Source organism: Haloplanus ruber (assembly GCF_024494725.1).
Taxonomy (GTDB): domain Archaea; phylum Halobacteriota; class Halobacteria; order Halobacteriales; family Haloferacaceae; genus Haloplanus; species Haloplanus ruber.
Map to the genome: position 1 here is coordinate 1172598 of NZ_JANHDK010000001.1, position 15388 is coordinate 1187985.

Sequence of the window (15388 nt, forward strand, 5' to 3'; positions counted from 1 at the left end):
ACAGGAACAGGCTAATAAGTGGGAACCCGGTATGCCAGGTATGACCAAGCCGCGGAGAGACGCCCACGCCGATCAGCGGGGGCTGGCGGACCCCACGGACGAGCGATCAAACTGTGGTGTAGGCGTCGTCCTCGATTTGGAGGGTGGCGATTCCCACGAGACGGTCGCCGACGGCATCGACCTGCTCATCAACCTCGAACATCGCGGGACGACCGGCGCGGAGGAGGCAACCGGTGACGGTGCCGGCATTATGATCCAGCGGCCCGACGAGTTCTTCGAGGCCGTCGTCGACGCCGACCTGTCGGAGCCATACGCGGTCGGATCGGTGTTCATGCCCCAGGACGGGGCGGCCCGACAGGGCCTGATGACCATCTTCGAGCGGACGCTCGCCGAACACGGCCTAGAAGTGTTCCACTGGCGTGACGTCCCGACGGACAACCACGAACTCGGGCAGACGGCCCTCGACTCCGAGCCCTACGTCCAGCAACCGTTCGTCCGGCCGACCGAGGAGATGGACGAGGAGACGTTCGACCGGACGCTTTACGTCGCCCGCCGCGCCGTCGAGAACGCCATCGAGGAACTCGACTCGGCTGGCGCCGGCCGGTTCTACATCTGCTCGCTCGACCGGGAGACGCTGGTCTATAAGGGGCTGCTCAAGGCGACACAGCTCCCCACCTACTACCCTGACCTCGTCGACGAGCGCGTTACGTCCACGCTCGTGTTGGTGCACGCGCGCTTCTCGACGAACACGCTGGGCGCGTGGCATCTCGCTCACCCCTACCGGAACATCATCCACAACGGCGAGTTCAACACCATCCGGGGGAACATCAACTGGATGCGCGCCCGGGAGACGGACCTCGAAGATCCGGATTTCGGCGACGACCTGGAGACGCTGAAGCCGATCATCAACGATCCCAACCAGAGCGACACCGCCTCCGTCGACAACGCCCTCGAACTGCTCGTACAGGGTGGGCGTGACCTCCCCCACGCGCTCCGGATGCTCATCCCCGAGGCGTTCCGCAAGGACGACGCGATGAGCCAAGAGCGCAAGGACTTCTACGACTACCACGCGAGCCTCGTCGAACCGTGGGACGGCCCGGCGCTGGTCGTCGGCACCGACGGCGAGCGGATTGCCGCCGCCCTCGACCGCAACGGACTCCGCCCCTGCCGGTACGACGTGACCGAGGACGGTCGCCTCATCATGGCCAGCGAGGCCGGCGCCCTCGACATCGACCCCGGGGACATCGAGGAGCGACACCGACTCCAGCCCGGTCAGTTGCTCGTCGCCGACCCCGAGGAGGGGCGTGTCATCCCCGACGACGAGGTGTTCGACGAGTTGACCGACGCGAAGTACGGCGAGTGGGTCGACCGCGAACAGCGCCACCTCGACGAACAGGCACAGGAGGACTTCGAGCCTCGTGGCCGCGTCGAATCGCTTCGCGCCCACCAGTCGGCCTTCGGCTACACCTACGACCAACTCGATCACCTCATCGAACCGATGGCCGAGGACGGCAAGGACCCCGTCGGCTCGATGGGCGACGACACGCCGCTGTCCGTGCTCTCGGATTTCAACCGGCCGCTGTTCACCTACTTCAAACAGTTGTTCGCGCAGGTGTCGAACCCGCCTATCGACTACATCCGCGAGGAACTCGTGACGAGCCTAGAGTCTCGCCTGGGCCCCCAGCGCAACCTTCTCGACGAGACGCCGGAACACGCCCGCCAACTGGTCGTCGACTCGCCGGTACTGACGGACGCCCAGACCGCCGATATCAAGGCCCTCGACGGCGAGTTCAGTTCGACCGTCGTCGACATGACCTACGAGAAGGGCGGCGACCTGCAGACGGCGGTCGAGCGCCTGCGCCGCGACGCCCGCGAGGCCATCGAGGCCGGCGCCGACATCGTCGTGCTCTCGGATCGCAACGCCGGGCCAGAGCGGGTGCCGATCCCCAGTCTGCTCGCGACCGGCGGCGTCCATCACGCGCTGGTTCGGAACGGACTCCGCAATCACGCCGGTCTCGCCGTCGAGTCCGGCGACCCGCGCGAGGTACACCACCTCGCGACCCTCGTCGGCTACGGCGCCGACGCCGTCAACCCCTACCTCGCCTACCAGAGTATCTCGGACATCGTCGCCGGGCCGGACGGTGCCGACGAGTCCGAGGCTGTCGCTCACTTCAAGAAAGCCCTCGAGGACGGCCTCCTGAAGACGATGGCGAAGATGGGCATCTCGACCGTCGAGAGCTACCAGGGCGCCCAGATCTTCGAGGCCGTTGGTCTCTCCTCGGATTTCGTGCGGGAGTACTTCGAGGGGACGGAGATTCGCACCGAGGGGATCGGCATCGAACAGATCGAGGCGGACGTAGAGACGCGTCACGCGGTCGCCTTCGAGGACGATCCGGACCTCGAACGCCAGGGCGAGTACGAACATCGCTCGAACGGCATCCACCACCAGTGGAACCCGAAGACCGTGGGAACGCTCCAGCAGGCGGTTCGCTCGGGGAACTACGAGAAATACCAGGAGTTCGCCGACCTGATCAACGACCAGCAGGAGACACTCCAGACCCTGCGCGGACTCCTCGAGTTCGACAGTGACCGCGACCCGGTTCCGCTCGACGAAGTTCAGCCGGTCCACGAAATCGTCGAGCGGTTCTCGACGGCCGCCATGTCACTGGGGTCGCTCTCACCGGAGGCCCACGAGACCAACTCCATCGCCATGAACCGCATCGGCGGGAAGTCGAACACGGGCGAGGGCGGCGAGCCACCGGAGCGGTTCGACACCGAGAAGGAGTGTAACATCAAGCAGGTGGCCTCCGGCCGCTTCGGCGTCACCTCCAACTACCTCTCATCGGCCGACGAGATCCAGATCAAGATGGCCCAGGGGTCCAAGCCCGGCGAGGGTGGACACCTCCCCGGCAAGAAGGTCAACGAGATGATCGCCCACGTTCGGTACTCGACCCCAGGTGTCGGACTCATCTCGCCGCCGCCGCTGCACGACATCTACTCCATCGAGGACCTCAAACAGCTCATTCACGACCTGAAGACGGCCAACCCCGAGGCCGACATCAACGTGAAACTCGTCGCCGAGGCGGGCATCGGGACCATCGCAGCCGGCGTCGCCAAGGCCAACGCCGACGTGGTCCACATCTCGGGCCACTCGGGCGGCACCGGCGCCTCGCCAAAGACGTCGATCAAGAACGCTGGACTCCCCTGGGAACTCGGCCTCGCCGAGGCCAACCAGATGCTCCGGGCGACGGGGCTGCGCGACCGCATTCGCGTCTCGACCGACGGTGGTCTGATGACAGGTCGTGACGTCGCCGTCGCCGCGCTGCTCGGCGCCGAGGAGTACGTCTTCGGGACGGCCAGCCTCATTACCTCGGGCTGTGTGATGGCGCGGATCTGTCACACTAACAACTGTCCGACCGGGGTAGCCACGCAGGACGAGGACCTCCGAGAGCGGTTCTCCGGACAGCCGGATCACGTCATCAACTACATGATCTTCCTCGCACAGGAGCTACGGGAGATCATGGCCGACCTCGGCTTCCGGACGGTCGAGGAGATGATCGGCCGGCCGGGCCTCCTCGAACAGGTCGAGAGCGATCACCCCAAGGCCAAACATCTCGACCTCTCGGCCATCATCGCCGACCCCAACGGCGGCGAGCGACACAAGACCCGGGAACAGAAACACGCGGACGTCGAGACACACCTCGATCACGACCTGATCGGGGCGGCGACCGACGCCATCGAGGAGGGGGAGCCGATCCACCTCCGACGGGACATCTCGAACGGGGACCGCGCGGTGGGTGCCATGCTTTCGAACCGGATCTCGCGACGCTACGGCGAGAGTGGTCTCCCCGAGAACACCATCTCCTGTACGTTCGACGGCATCGCCGGACAGAGCTTCGGCGCCTTCCTCGCGAACGGCGTGACGATGGAACTCGTCGGCGCCGCCAACGACTACGTGGGCAAGGGCCTCTCGGGCGGGAAGGTCATCGTCCGGACCCCGGAGACGGCCGCCTACGACCCTGAGGAGAACATCCTCGTGGGCAACGTCGCCCTCTACGGCGCCACGCGGGGCGAACTCTACGTCAACGGCCTCGCCGGCGAGCGCTTCGCCGTCCGCAACAGCGGCGTGAAAGCCGTCGTCGAGGGCGTCGGCGACCACGGCTGTGAGTACATGACCGGCGGTGTCGTGGCCGTCCTCGGCGACACGGGACGGAACTTCGCGGCCGGGATGTCCGGCGGCGTCGCCTACGTCTACGACCCCGACGGCGACTTCGAGGAGCGCGCCAACACGGACATGGTGGGCATCCACCACGACCTAGAGGACGCCGACGAGGCGATGTTGCGCCGCCTCGTCGAGAACCACGCGGAGTACACCGACAGCGACCGCGCGGCCGCCCTGCTGGACGACTGGGGAGCGGAAGTGCGGAACTTCACGAAGGTGATGCCGGATGCCTACGCGGCAGTCATCGCGGAGGAGAGTCGGGAAGACGTGCGCAACGAACTCCCCGAACCCGCGTCGGCAGCCCGGAGCGGCGAGATGGGCGCGGGAACGGTCCAGACCGGCGACGACTAACCCGTTACGCGTCGTCGCGGTCGTCCGGCCCGTCGAGCCCCGGAATCTCGTCTTCGAGCCACTCGCGGAACCACTTCACCCGCTTGAGCCGCTGGTGGGCGATGCCCTCGGCGGCGTCGCTCTCGACACGCCGGGCGGCGTCGTGGCCGCGTTCGAGGACGCGGTCGATCATCTCACCGGCGTCCATGTGTGTGCGCGACTCGTACCCCATGCGCAGAATCATCAACACGGTGCCGTTGGCACCGACCTTATCGAGGATGTCGCCCTCAATGAGACACTGTGTCTCCAGAGCGACATCGGCGAGTGGCCCCTGATAGGAGTGCTCTCGGACCGACTGTGTCACCTGATCGACAAACGACTGGGGGTAGTCGCCGTGTGTCGCGAGATACTCGCGGGCGACGCGGGCCCCCTCGTCGGCGTGGCGCTCCTGTTCGGCTTCGAGTTTCGCGATGTCGTGAAAGAGCGCCGCCACGCGGACGACGTCGAGGTCGGCCCCCTCGTGGCTGGCAATTTCCGTCGCCAGATCCACCACGTTCAGCGTGTGGTTGAAGCGGTATTCGGCGCTGTGCCACGGATACCACCGCATTCGCCCGCCGTCGCGCTCGTTTTCGACGCTCGCAACGAGATAGTCTGAGACGAATCGTTTCATCTCCGCGAACTCCTCGTCCGAGACGGCCGACTCCTTGATCTCAACCCCCACAGTTCCACCTCCGTTGCGTTCGTGTGTAGCTCATTGTCGAAAAAAGGACTGTTCGACTATTAGGCGTTACGACAACGGCGGTCGACGCGAACAGTGGTGAGTGTGGTGGATCGGCGGCTCGGTCGGGCGCCGGTGACCGCCGTCCGTGACACCCCGACCCCGGGGACCGACCGCGAGGATCAGGGTCGTCCAGCGGGGTTCCGCGAACCGGCGGGACATGGTCGACCGGGGCGCTCGGGCACGGCCCGTGCCAGGAGGCGTCCGAGAAGGACGATGACGACCGGGACCGCGGGGTGGAGGAAGACAGCCGGCAGCGCCACGAGACAGGGGTTGGGGAACCGACTCCCGGTGGCGTGGTCGGAGAGACGATCACAGCGGGGACGCGTGCGGGGTGACGTGTGGTACATCTACGGGGGAGGGCCGAAGCGTGCGTCGCGCGGACCACAGGGGAGGAATGGCCCGGTGTCGGTGCGGGGGAGTGAGCCGTCTATTCTGTTTGTTCGGCTCATTCCGAACAACCAGACCGAACAGTTTAATGCTTACGATTCGTCACGTACGGCCGTGAACGAACGGTGGACGGACCCCTCGGTCGGCGACGGGGAGCGACCATGAGCGGGGACGAGGCGGGGACCGCTCGGGAGGAAGTCATCGAGTCGATGGAGCGGTCGGCGGAGGTGTACGGGTTGAGTCGGAGCGCGGGGCGGGTGTACGGTGTGCTCTACTTCGCCGCCGAACCCCTGTCGATTCCCGAACTGGTCGAGGAGACGGGGTACGCGAAGTCGACGATCAGCAACGTGACCCGACGGTTGACGCGGATCGGCTTGATTCGCCGGCGCTCCTCGGGCGGTGGCGGGCGGCGGGTCCGGTTCGAACCCGAGGCGGACCTGTGGTTCGTCGTCCGTGACGTGTTCCAGCAACACGTCGCTCGGGAGATGGGGACGACCCGGCGAACACTCGACCGGTCCCTGTCCCGCCTCGACGACGAGGACACGACGACACGCGCCCGTATCGAGGCGTTGGCGGCCACATACGACGAGTTCGAGACGCTCCTCGAACTCGCGATGGACCACTCCGTCACGGAGTTGATCGACGCCATCGAGGCCTACGAGGACGACTGACTACCAGGAGACGGTGTAGACACAGGCGTCGTCGCCGTCGCGGCGACACCGGTCGCCCCGCTCTTCGACGAAGACGAAGGCCTCGACGGGGGCGTGTTTCCTGGCGACGGCCCGGATCAGGCCCCGGTCGAACGGGCAGGGGTAGGGGGTTCGACAGGTCATCTCGGCCTCGCGGTCACCGACTGCGGCGAACCGGTAGAAGCCGATGTCGCCGCCGCGGTGGTTTCGGCGGTAGGCGTCGTCGATGGCACGCAGTCCCTCGGGGACCGAATCCGGATCGGCCGGCCACTCGGCGACGTCGGGGATCTGTTCGCCGAGTCGGTCGAGGATGTGCGGTTCGAGTTCCGCCGCGATGACCTCGAACGTGTTCAACCAGGCCTGCTGGGGATACCACTCGTCCGGCGACGGATCGTCGATGCCGTTCGCCGCGAGGGCGTCGCGTGCCGTCTCCCGGTAGGCGTCGGCGAACCGAGCGAGTGCGTCGTCGACGACGCGAAGAATCGTCCGCCCGTGGACGTCCACGTCCTCGTCGAAGGCCTCGTAGGGAGCCATCGACTGTGCCTGTGCGGGGCGTCCGGATATAGCTTGGTGGGACAGCATCGGGTGAGGTTTTCATCCCTGATACTCACGTCCGAACGGTTATTCGCCCGTCGGTTGTATAGCCGGCGATGAACTGGGAGCCCCCGGATCCCGTTCGCGTCCTGCACGTCGACGACGATCCCGATTTCGCCGAACTGACCGCCACCTTTCTCGAACGTGAGAACGACCAGCTGACCGTCGAGACGGCAACCAACGTCGACGAGGCGCTCGAACGGCTTCGAGTCGACGAGTACGACTGTGTCGTCTCGGATTACGATATGCCCGGTCGGAACGGCATCGAGTTTCTGGAAGCCGTTCGGAAGACCAACCTCTCGCTTCCGTTCGTCCTCTTTACCGGGAAAGGCAGCGAGGAAGTCGCCAGCGACGCCATCTCCGCGGGCGTGACCGACTACCTCCAGAAGGAGACCGGGACCGACCAGTACGCCGTCTTGGCCAACCGGATCGTCAATGCCGTCGAACACGACCGCTCGCAGCGGCTGGTCGAACGCAGCGAGCGCCGCTTGCGAGAGATTGTCGACTCGCTCCCGCACTCCCTGTTCGTCGTGGACCGCGAGGGGCGGTATCTGCTCGCGAACGAGACCCTCGCAGAGTTTCACGACACCACCGTCGACGACATCGAGGGCACCACCGTCGCCGAAATCCTCGGTGACGAGATGGCCAACCAGGTTCGGAGCGACGTCGAGGAGGTGCTGAAGACGGGCCAGCCAAAGCGCGTAACTGACGTCGAACTGCCTGACGCAGCGGGCCAGACACACATCCTCGAACCCCGGATGCTCCCGTACGACCTCGCAGAGGGCGACGAGGCGGTGCTCGGCATCGCGGTCGACGTGACGGAACGCGAGGAACGAAAGCACGAACTCGAACGGGCACAGGAGCGGATGCAACTCGCGCTCGACCGGACGCAATCGGTCATCTTCGAGATCGACCTCGACACCGGGGCCGTCGTCCGGCACGGCACTTACGAGCAGTTTTTCGATCACGCTCCCGCAGAGGTGCCGACGTGGGAAGCACACTGCGAGACCGTCGTCCACCCGGAGGATCGGGCGGCGTTTCGACGCTTCCACCGAGAGTTGATCGAGGGCGAACGGGAGCGCGGCGAGATCGAATACCGGACGACCCCCGACGCCGAGACGGGCGAGCACCGCTGGCTCCGGGCCACCGTCGACACCGACGGGGCGCCGGATCGCCGGGCGGTCGGCATCTCCCGGGACATCACCGCGTACAAGAAACGTGAGGCGGAACTCGAACGCAAGGAGCGACGATACCGCGCCGTCTTCGAGGATCCGAACATCTCCGTCGGGCTACTCGACACCGACGGGACGGTACTCGACATCAACCGGACGGCGCTGACGTACGTGGACGCCGACCACGCCGACATCGTCGGTCGACGCCTCCCGCGGACGCCGTGGTTCGACGAGGATGACGACACCGCCTCACGAACCGAGGCGTGGATCGACCGCGCCGCCGACGGGGAGTACGTCAAGTTCGACCTCGAACTCACGCGACCGAACGGCGACCCCTACTCGATTACTGGCGTCTTCCGCCCCGTTGCGGACGACGACGGCAACGTGACGTCGATCATCGTCTCGACACGCGAGGTCAGCGAACGCGAGCGCAACCGACGAGCGCTGGAGCGGACGAACACCGTGCTCTCGACGCTCGTCGACACGCTTCCGGTGGGCGTGCTCGTCGAGGACGAGAACAGGCGCGTGCTGAAGACAAACGAGCAGCTATTCGACCTGTTCGGGATGCAGGGAACGCCCCCCGAGACGGTCGGCGAGGACTGTGAGCGCTTAGCCGAGGCGGTCAGCGGTCTGTTCGCGGACCCCGAGGCGTTCGTCGACGGCATCGAGGCGACGTTGGCGGGTGACGAGGACGGCCACGAGGAGACGCTGTCTCTTCGGGACGGCCGAACGTTCACCCGAAAGCACCGCCGAATCGACTTGCTCGACGGCGACGGCCACCTCTGGATGTATCGCGACGTGACCGAGCACGCGCGACGCGAACGGCGCCTCGAAGCCCTGAACGAGACGACCAGGGAGCTGATGGCCGCGGAGACCCGAGAGGGAATCGCCGAAATCGGCGTCGAGGCGGCACGGACAATCCTCGGCCTCGATGCGAACTCGGTCCACCTCCGCACCGACGAGGCGGGACTCGCTCCGGTCGCGTACACGGACGCACTCACCGAAATCATCGGCGAGCCGCCGGCGTTCGACGAGGCGGAGAGCATCGCGTGGCGGAGCTACGAGCAAGGGGAGGCGTTCGCAGTCGACGACGTCCAGACCGATCCGGACATCTACAACCCCGACTCCGTGATCAGGAGCGAACTCTACCTGCCGCTCGGCGAGGACGGTATCCTGATCGCGGGATCGACCGCCCCCGACGCCTTCGACCATCGGGATCTGGTTCTCGGGGAGATTCTGGCCGGAAGCCTCACCACGGCGCTCGAACAGGTGTGCCGACGGGAACGGCTCCGCGCCCACGAAGGGGAACTCGCCAGACGGAACGACCACCTAGAATCGTTCGCGAGTGTCCTCTCACACGACCTCCGGAGTCCGCTGAACGTGGCCATGGGCCAACTCGAACTGCTGGCCGAGTCGTGTGACAGCGAGCATCTGCCGACGATCCGGCGGTCGCTCGACCGGATGGAGACGTTGATCGACGACCTCCTGACGCTCGCCCGCGAGGGCACCGAGGTCGGAGAGATGGAACCCATCGAACTCGCGACGCTGGTCCAAACCTGCTGGGAGACCGTCGAGACGGGCGCCGCCAGTCTCGATATCCGCACCGATCGGACGGTCGTGGCCGATCGCAGCCGACTCCGACAACTGATCGAGAATCTGATTCGGAACAGCGTCGAACACGGTTCGACGGGCAGTCGGACGGAGTCCGACGACAGCGTGGAGCACGGCTCCACGGGTAACCGGACAGAGTCCGGTGACAGCGTCGAACACGGTTCGACAGGCAGTCGGGCGGAGTCCGACGACAGCGTGGAGCACGGCTCCGCTGATCGCCGTCCGGAGGGCGGCGGGGCGACGGACGACTCGATCACCGTCACCGTCGGCGACTGCGAGGGCGGATTCTACGTCGCGGACGACGGGTCCGGCGTCCCCGAGGCGAACCACGAGTCGGTGTTCGAGGCGGGCTACTCGACGTCGCCAGACGGCACGGGGCTGGGCCTTCGGATCGTCGAGGGAATCGCCACCGCACACGGGTGGACCGTCTCGGTCACAGAGAGCGCCGACGGCGGGGCTCGCTTCGAGATCGTCGGCGTCGAGGGGCCGACGACGTCGGTGGACTGACCGCTCCCGGCGCACCGCCGACTCACGTGCCCGGCGGTTCGTCGGGTGCCACGACGAGTTCGGTCGCCTCGACGTCCTCGAAGGCCGCAGCCTGGCCGCCCACGGCGACCTCGCCGTCGTCGGTACGGACCGTCAACGATGCCGTCATCCGACTGCGGTCGCCGGCGACGTCGACGATCCGACCCTCGACGGTCCGTGGCTCGCCGGTCTCCACGTCTCGACCCCGGACGGTGACATACTGAGGGGTGTCCCGACCGCTGAGGTCGTTGACACAGCGTCGGAGCGAGGCGTACCGCCGCGGATAGGGGCGGCCGTCGGCCCGGTCGAGCAGCGTCGTGGCCGACCCCCAGACGACGGTGTTCAGAAATCCCGAGACCAGCAGGCCGAGATCCGAGCGGTTGAACACGACGCCGTATCGCTCGGGGCCGGTCCGGACCGCCTCGCGCGCCGTGTAGATGGAGTACTCGCCGTCGGCGACGGCGGCGATAGGCGTCGTCACGCCTCGTCGGGCGCGGACGCTCGATGCCACGTCCGTGTAGTCGTACGCGTCGGCGTCGGGCACCTCGGCGGCCGGCGAGAGCAGGAGGTCGACGGCGACGCCTTCGGCGCGTCGCTCGGCCAGTGTCTCCTCGAACCGCGAGAAGAGGTCGGGCGTCAGCGAGATCAGCAGTTCGTACTCCGCGGTCGTGATCACGTCCTCCAGATATCGGAGGATCGTTCGTCGGGACTTGACGAGCGACGCCGCCTCGGTCCCGCGGCTGGGTGCGGTGTACCGGCGCTCGAGTCCCTCGACGAGGTCGGCGAGGGTCGTCCGCACGTCGCCGAACGCCTCCGTCGGATCGACCGCGACGATCCGCATCGGTCGGGACTCGTGAACCTCGACGAACCCGTGTTCGGCCAGCCCCCGCACCGTGTCGTAGACGCGCGGCTGGGGGATGTCGGTTCGGTCGGCGAGTTCGGTCGCCGTCAACCGCCCGTGTTCGAGCACCGTTACGTATGCCTCAGTCTCGTACTCGCCGAGGTCGAACGTCTCGCCGACGGTGGTGAGCATCCGGCGGAGGTCGTCGTCGGTCATGCGTCGTCACCGACGCGGATCGCCCGCACCAGCGAGTAGATCGGCACGCCGTCGATGGCGTCGACACCCTGCTTGTCGACGAGGACGACGCAGGCGACCGGGTCGCCGCCGCGTTCGCGGATTGCCTCGACCGTCTCGGTCATCGTCGTCCCGCTGGTGATGGTGTCGTCGACGACGTAACACGCCCGGTCGCGAATGTCCGCGAAGTTCCGGGAAAACGTGCCCTCGAACTCTCCGATATCGCCTTCCTCCCACTGGTGTTTGCGAGGGGCATACGCCGCGACATCCGTGTCGAGTTCCTGCGCGACGACCGTCGCCAGCGGGCCGCCGGCCTTCTCGATGCCGACCGTCAGGTCCACCGCGTCGCCCTGCTTCGAGAGGAGGTCGGCCATCGCCTTCGCGGCGTAGGTCAGTCGGGCCGAGTCGCGTCCGATGGCGCTCCAGTCGACGTGGATATCGTGTGGCCCGCCGGCGTCGGCGGGCGCCGGTGTCGACGAGGGGTCGGCCCCGCCCGTTCGCTCGACGAGCCACCTCGCCGTCTCCCGCGAGACGTTCAACTCGTCGGCAATCTCGCCTTTCGAAAAGCCACGCTCTGACAGTGCGCCCGCGCTCTCGATGAGGTCGTCAACGTTTTTCATACGGTATCGAACTCCACGGCCGCCTTTATGCTGGCGTCGAACGCCGCCTCGAACCGGTCGACCGGCACGAAATCGGAGACGAATCGGTCGAAAAACCACGCGGGAAGCTCACCGAGACGGTCGACGGCCGCGTGAAAGTGCGTCGGGCCGGCGTTGACACTCCCGACGACTGCCTTGTTGTGCATCACGAGACTCTCGTGGAATCGACCCACGTCGACGGTGAGGTCCTGAGGTCCGGGCAGGCCGAGCAACGCGGCGACGCCGTTGGAGGCAAGCGCGTCGACCGACTCGACGGCGTGTCGCGGCTCGCCCGTCGCCTCGACGACCAAGTCGGCCGGTTCGTGGACGCGCGGCACCGACTCGACCGGCGTCTGCCGTCCGTCGACGTATGTCGCCCCCAGCGACTCGACGATATCGATCGTCGGATCGGGTCGGTCGCGTCGCCCGAGGCAGTAGACGTCCATCTCGGGGGCGAGGACGGCGACCGCAAGCAGGCCCAACGGGCCGTTACCGAGCACCAGCGCTGTCTCCGGGGTCCAGGTGAACGCCGACCGCGAGGCCCGTGCCAGATCGAGTGCCTTCTCCACGACGCTGATGGGTTCGGCCAGAAACCCCCAGGGTGCGTCCGCCGCGGGGACGGGGACCAGGTACGGCGCCGGACTCGTGAAATACTCGCTCATGAAGCCGTGTGCGCCGTCGATCCCGCGCTCGACACAGTCCGACGGCGGGGCCATGTCGGGTTCGGCGCGCTCGAAGTAGGCGTTGGTCCCGCTGGGTGGGGGGCGACGCACCATCGGGACCACCACGTCGCCGCGTTCGAACGCGGTGGTCGTCGGGTCCTCGACGACGCCGACCGCCTCGTGACCGAGGACGAGATACTCCGCGTCCGCGGGAACACTGCCGTGGTCGCCGGCGATCACCTCGTGGTCGGTCCCGTCGACGCCGACGCGGAGGGTTCGTACGAGCACCTCCCCCGGCGCCGGGTCCGGACGGGCCACGTCGAACAGTCGCGGCCGGTCGCCGCCGGTCTCGATGCCGATGGCTCTCATACTCGTTCGATGGATCGCTGTCGAAAAAGATTTATCGGTTTCCGAGTTAATGTATTGAACGCGCATCCGACGACCCCTCGGGCGCCGTCTCCGACCGAGCCATGGAACGCTACGACCAACTGTACCGGCTGTACGACGAGTTCGACACGGAGCGACTGCGCACCTACCAGGAGTTCGTCGACCTGTTCCCCCCGGTAGACTCGCCCGTCGCCCTCGAACACTGGCGGAGCGCGGCGTCGGAACTCCGTGCGATGCAAGGAGAGATCGGGTCCGCGTACGCCGCCGACGGTGAGGCGTTCGCGACGGTGGCGAGTGTCGCTACCCGGGAGCAGGCGTTCACTGGTCTCGACCTCTACACCGCGTACGGCCGCCCGGTGAACGTTCTCGTCCTCGACGTCGACGAGACGCTCCGCTCGGCCGGCAGCACCGACAACGAAATCCCGCGGGAGACGCTCCACCTCCTCACACGGTTTCACGACGCCGGCGTCCCCATCGTCATCTGCACGGGACAGACCCTCGAAAACGTCAAGGGATTTCTCATCCAGGGGCTGGGGAACGAACTCGTCCACTCCGGCGACGTGAGCGTTGTCTACGAGGCCGGGACGGGCGTGTTTACCCCCGGTCACGGTGCCCAGACGAAACGGCTGCTCTACGAAGATCTCGACGACGACATCCGAACGACGTTCCGGGAGCTCCGCTCTCGTGTCCTCTCGGCGGCGCCCGAGCGCCTCCGTCGAAGCTGTCACCTCCAGGGCAACGAGTTCAACGTCACGCTCAAGCCAAACTTCGAGACGGGGAGTGACCGCGCCCGTGAGGTGATCGACGAGGGGTTGGTCTACCTGCTCGACCTGCTCGAGGCAGCTGTGACGAACGTCGCCGACGCGGCCATCGAACCGGACGGGTGGGCGCGGGCCCACTACGCCGCGGCGGACCCGGAGATCGACCGGGTGCTCGACGCGGCCGACGAGCACCCCGACGCGGACGCGGCGGCCGTCCCCTCGTCGCTGTCGAGGCTCTTCGAGCGGATCGACGTCGCCTACTACGAGGCCGACGCCGCCGAGGTCGGGAGTCGCGAACTCAACAAGGTCGTCGGCGTCGAGGCAGCACTCGGCGTCCTCGGCGTCGACGACCCGTTCGCACTCGTGATGGGCGATAGCAAGAGCGACCTCCGGGTGATGGAGTGGGTCGCGACACACGAGGCGGGAATCGCCGCGGCCCCGGAACACGCCTCGGGGGACGTGCTCGATCACGTGCGTTCGACCGACGACCTCGTCTTCGGCCGTGGTGATGCCGCCGAGATGCTCCGGACGGCCCTCGCGCTCAACCGGCTGGCCGACCTCGACTGAGCTGTCGGCGTCTTTTTCACCGGCGCGGATCGAACGAGGCGTATGCCGAACTCAGCGCCGAGTCCGGGGACGGCCGATCCGCTCGACCTCGACGGTGTCGTTCCGCCGACGGTGACGGCCTTCGACGAGTCCGGGGCCGTCGACCACGACGCGACCGCCGCACACGCACAGTTCGTCGTCGACGGGGGGGCCAGCGCGGTCTTTCCGCTGGGGACGAACGGCGAGTTCCCGCTCCTGACCGGCGACGAGCGCCGGGCCGTCGTCGAGACGGTGGTCGACGCCGTCGACGTCCCGGTCATCGCGGGCGTGGGGACCGAGAGCACGCGCGAGACGGTCGCCAACGCCGAACACGCGGCGGCGGCCGGCGCCGACGGCGTCGTCGTCGTCACGCCGTACTACTACCCGCTGGACGGCGACGCCGCGGTCGCCCACTACCGGGCGGTCGCCGACGCCGTCGGCGTCCCGGTGTACGTCTATCACATCCCGAGCAAGACGGGGAACGAACTGTCGCTTGCGACCCTCGACCGTCTCGCCGCCGTCGACGGGGTCGCCGGTGTCAAAGACTCCTCGAAGGACGTTCCCTGGCTCGGACAGGCCGTCGACGCCCATCCCGAGTTGACCTTCCTCGCGGGGTCGGATTCGCTGTTGTTCACGGGGCTGGCGGCCGGCTGTGCCGGGCTGGTGAGCGCCGTCGCCAACGCCTTCCCGGAACTCGTCGTCGACCTATACGACGCCTACGACGCCGGCGACGAGGCGGAGGCGCGGCGCCTCCAGTCGCGGGTCTTTGCCGTCCGGTCGGCGTTGAAACGCGGCCCCTACATGGCCGGGGTGAAGACCGCGCTGTCGCTACGGGACCTCTCCTTCGACGCCGGCGGCCTCCGGGCGCCGCTCCGGACGATGGACGACGACGAACGGGCAGCCCTGCGGTCGGAGCTTCGCGAACTCGGGATGCTGTAGGCCGCCCGCGGAACCACCGGTATTAACCGC

The 15388-nt window shown here is 67.2% G+C and carries 10 protein-coding genes; 5 read left to right on the forward strand and 5 right to left on the reverse strand.

The features are described from left to right. Positions 1-40: 40 nt before the first annotated feature. Complete coding sequence (gene gltB, locus NO878_RS06300) at positions 41-4573, forward strand: glutamate synthase large subunit (RefSeq protein WP_256405109.1); 4533 nt, start codon at positions 41-43, stop codon at positions 4571-4573. 4 nt (positions 4574-4577) lie between these two features. On the opposite strand, the gene NO878_RS06305 is transcribed toward gltB, so the two are convergent. Next, positions 4578-5273 (reverse strand): HD domain-containing protein, encoded by a 696-nt coding sequence (locus tag NO878_RS06305; RefSeq protein ID WP_256405110.1) that lies wholly within the window; start codon positions 5271-5273, stop codon positions 4578-4580. Between the two features lie 608 nt (positions 5274-5881). Between NO878_RS06305 and NO878_RS06310 the strand changes: the two genes are divergently transcribed. Further along, the gene (locus NO878_RS06310) at positions 5882-6391 is read left to right on the forward strand and encodes a GbsR/MarR family transcriptional regulator (protein WP_256405111.1); all 510 of its coding nucleotides are present in this window, start codon (positions 5882-5884) and stop codon (positions 6389-6391) included. On the opposite strand, the gene NO878_RS06315 is transcribed toward NO878_RS06310, so the two are convergent. Then, complete coding sequence (locus tag NO878_RS06315; RefSeq protein ID WP_256405112.1) at positions 6392-6943, reverse strand: hypothetical protein; 552 nt, start codon at positions 6941-6943, stop codon at positions 6392-6394. Positions 6944-7059: 116 nt separating this feature from the next. On the opposite strand from NO878_RS06315, the gene NO878_RS06320 reads away from it, so the two are divergent. Further along, a complete protein-coding gene (locus tag NO878_RS06320; RefSeq protein WP_256405113.1) occupies positions 7060-10293 on the forward strand; it encodes a hybrid sensor histidine kinase/response regulator in 3234 nt (1077 codons plus the stop codon). A gap of 22 nt (positions 10294-10315) precedes the next feature. Here the strand turns inward: NO878_RS06320 and trmB are convergent, their stop codons facing one another. The 3 genes from trmB to NO878_RS06335 are packed head-to-tail and all read right to left on the reverse strand — an operon-like array spanning position 10316 to position 13055. Then, entirely contained in the window at positions 10316-11368 is a 1053-nt protein-coding gene (trmB, locus tag NO878_RS06325; RefSeq protein WP_256405114.1) for an HTH-type sugar sensing transcriptional regulator TrmB, read from the reverse strand. Beyond that, on the reverse strand, positions 11365-12006 hold the full coding sequence (gene gfcR / locus NO878_RS06330) for a transcriptional regulator GfcR (RefSeq protein WP_256405115.1): 642 nt from the start codon (positions 12004-12006) through the stop codon (positions 11365-11367). The genes trmB and gfcR overlap by 4 nt, the downstream gene beginning before the upstream one ends. Continuing rightward, positions 12003-13055, reverse strand: coding sequence for a glucose 1-dehydrogenase (locus tag NO878_RS06335; RefSeq protein ID WP_256405116.1), 1053 nt, complete (start codon positions 13053-13055; stop codon positions 12003-12005). The genes gfcR and NO878_RS06335 overlap by 4 nt, the downstream gene beginning before the upstream one ends. A gap of 101 nt (positions 13056-13156) precedes the next feature. Between NO878_RS06335 and NO878_RS06340 the strand changes: the two genes are divergently transcribed. Together NO878_RS06340 and NO878_RS06345 are read left to right on the forward strand one after the other, a co-directional pair. Further along, the gene (locus NO878_RS06340) at positions 13157-14401 is read left to right on the forward strand and encodes an HAD family hydrolase (RefSeq protein ID WP_256405117.1); all 1245 of its coding nucleotides are present in this window, start codon (positions 13157-13159) and stop codon (positions 14399-14401) included. Between the two features lie 42 nt (positions 14402-14443). Then, positions 14444-15358, forward strand: a complete 915-nt coding sequence (locus NO878_RS06345) for a dihydrodipicolinate synthase family protein (protein ID WP_256405118.1) — start codon at positions 14444-14446, stop codon at positions 15356-15358. Positions 15359-15388 lie beyond the last annotated feature (30 nt).

What these genes read in the sequence shown, in the direction of transcription:
- gltB (WP_256405109.1), top strand. Translation starts at nt 41, where the DNA reads ATGACCAAGCCGCGGAGAGACGCCCACGCCGATCAGCGGGGGCTGGCG.
- NO878_RS06310 (WP_256405111.1), top strand. Translation starts at nt 5,882, where the DNA reads ATGAGCGGGGACGAGGCGGGGACCGCTCGGGAGGAAGTCATCGAGTCG.
- NO878_RS06315 (WP_256405112.1), bottom strand. Translation starts at nt 6,943, where the DNA reads ATGGCTCCCTACGAGGCCTTCGACGAGGACGTGGACGTCCACGGGCGG.
- NO878_RS06320 (WP_256405113.1), top strand. Translation starts at nt 7,060, where the DNA reads ATGAACTGGGAGCCCCCGGATCCCGTTCGCGTCCTGCACGTCGACGAC.
- trmB (WP_256405114.1), bottom strand. Translation starts at nt 11,368, where the DNA reads ATGACCGACGACGACCTCCGCCGGATGCTCACCACCGTCGGCGAGACG.
- gfcR (WP_256405115.1), bottom strand. Translation starts at nt 12,006, where the DNA reads ATGAAAAACGTTGACGACCTCATCGAGAGCGCGGGCGCACTGTCAGAG.
- NO878_RS06335 (WP_256405116.1), bottom strand. Translation starts at nt 13,055, where the DNA reads ATGAGAGCCATCGGCATCGAGACCGGCGGCGACCGGCCGCGACTGTTC.
- NO878_RS06340 (WP_256405117.1), top strand. Translation starts at nt 13,157, where the DNA reads ATGGAACGCTACGACCAACTGTACCGGCTGTACGACGAGTTCGACACG.
- NO878_RS06345 (WP_256405118.1), top strand. Translation starts at nt 14,444, where the DNA reads ATGCCGAACTCAGCGCCGAGTCCGGGGACGGCCGATCCGCTCGACCTC.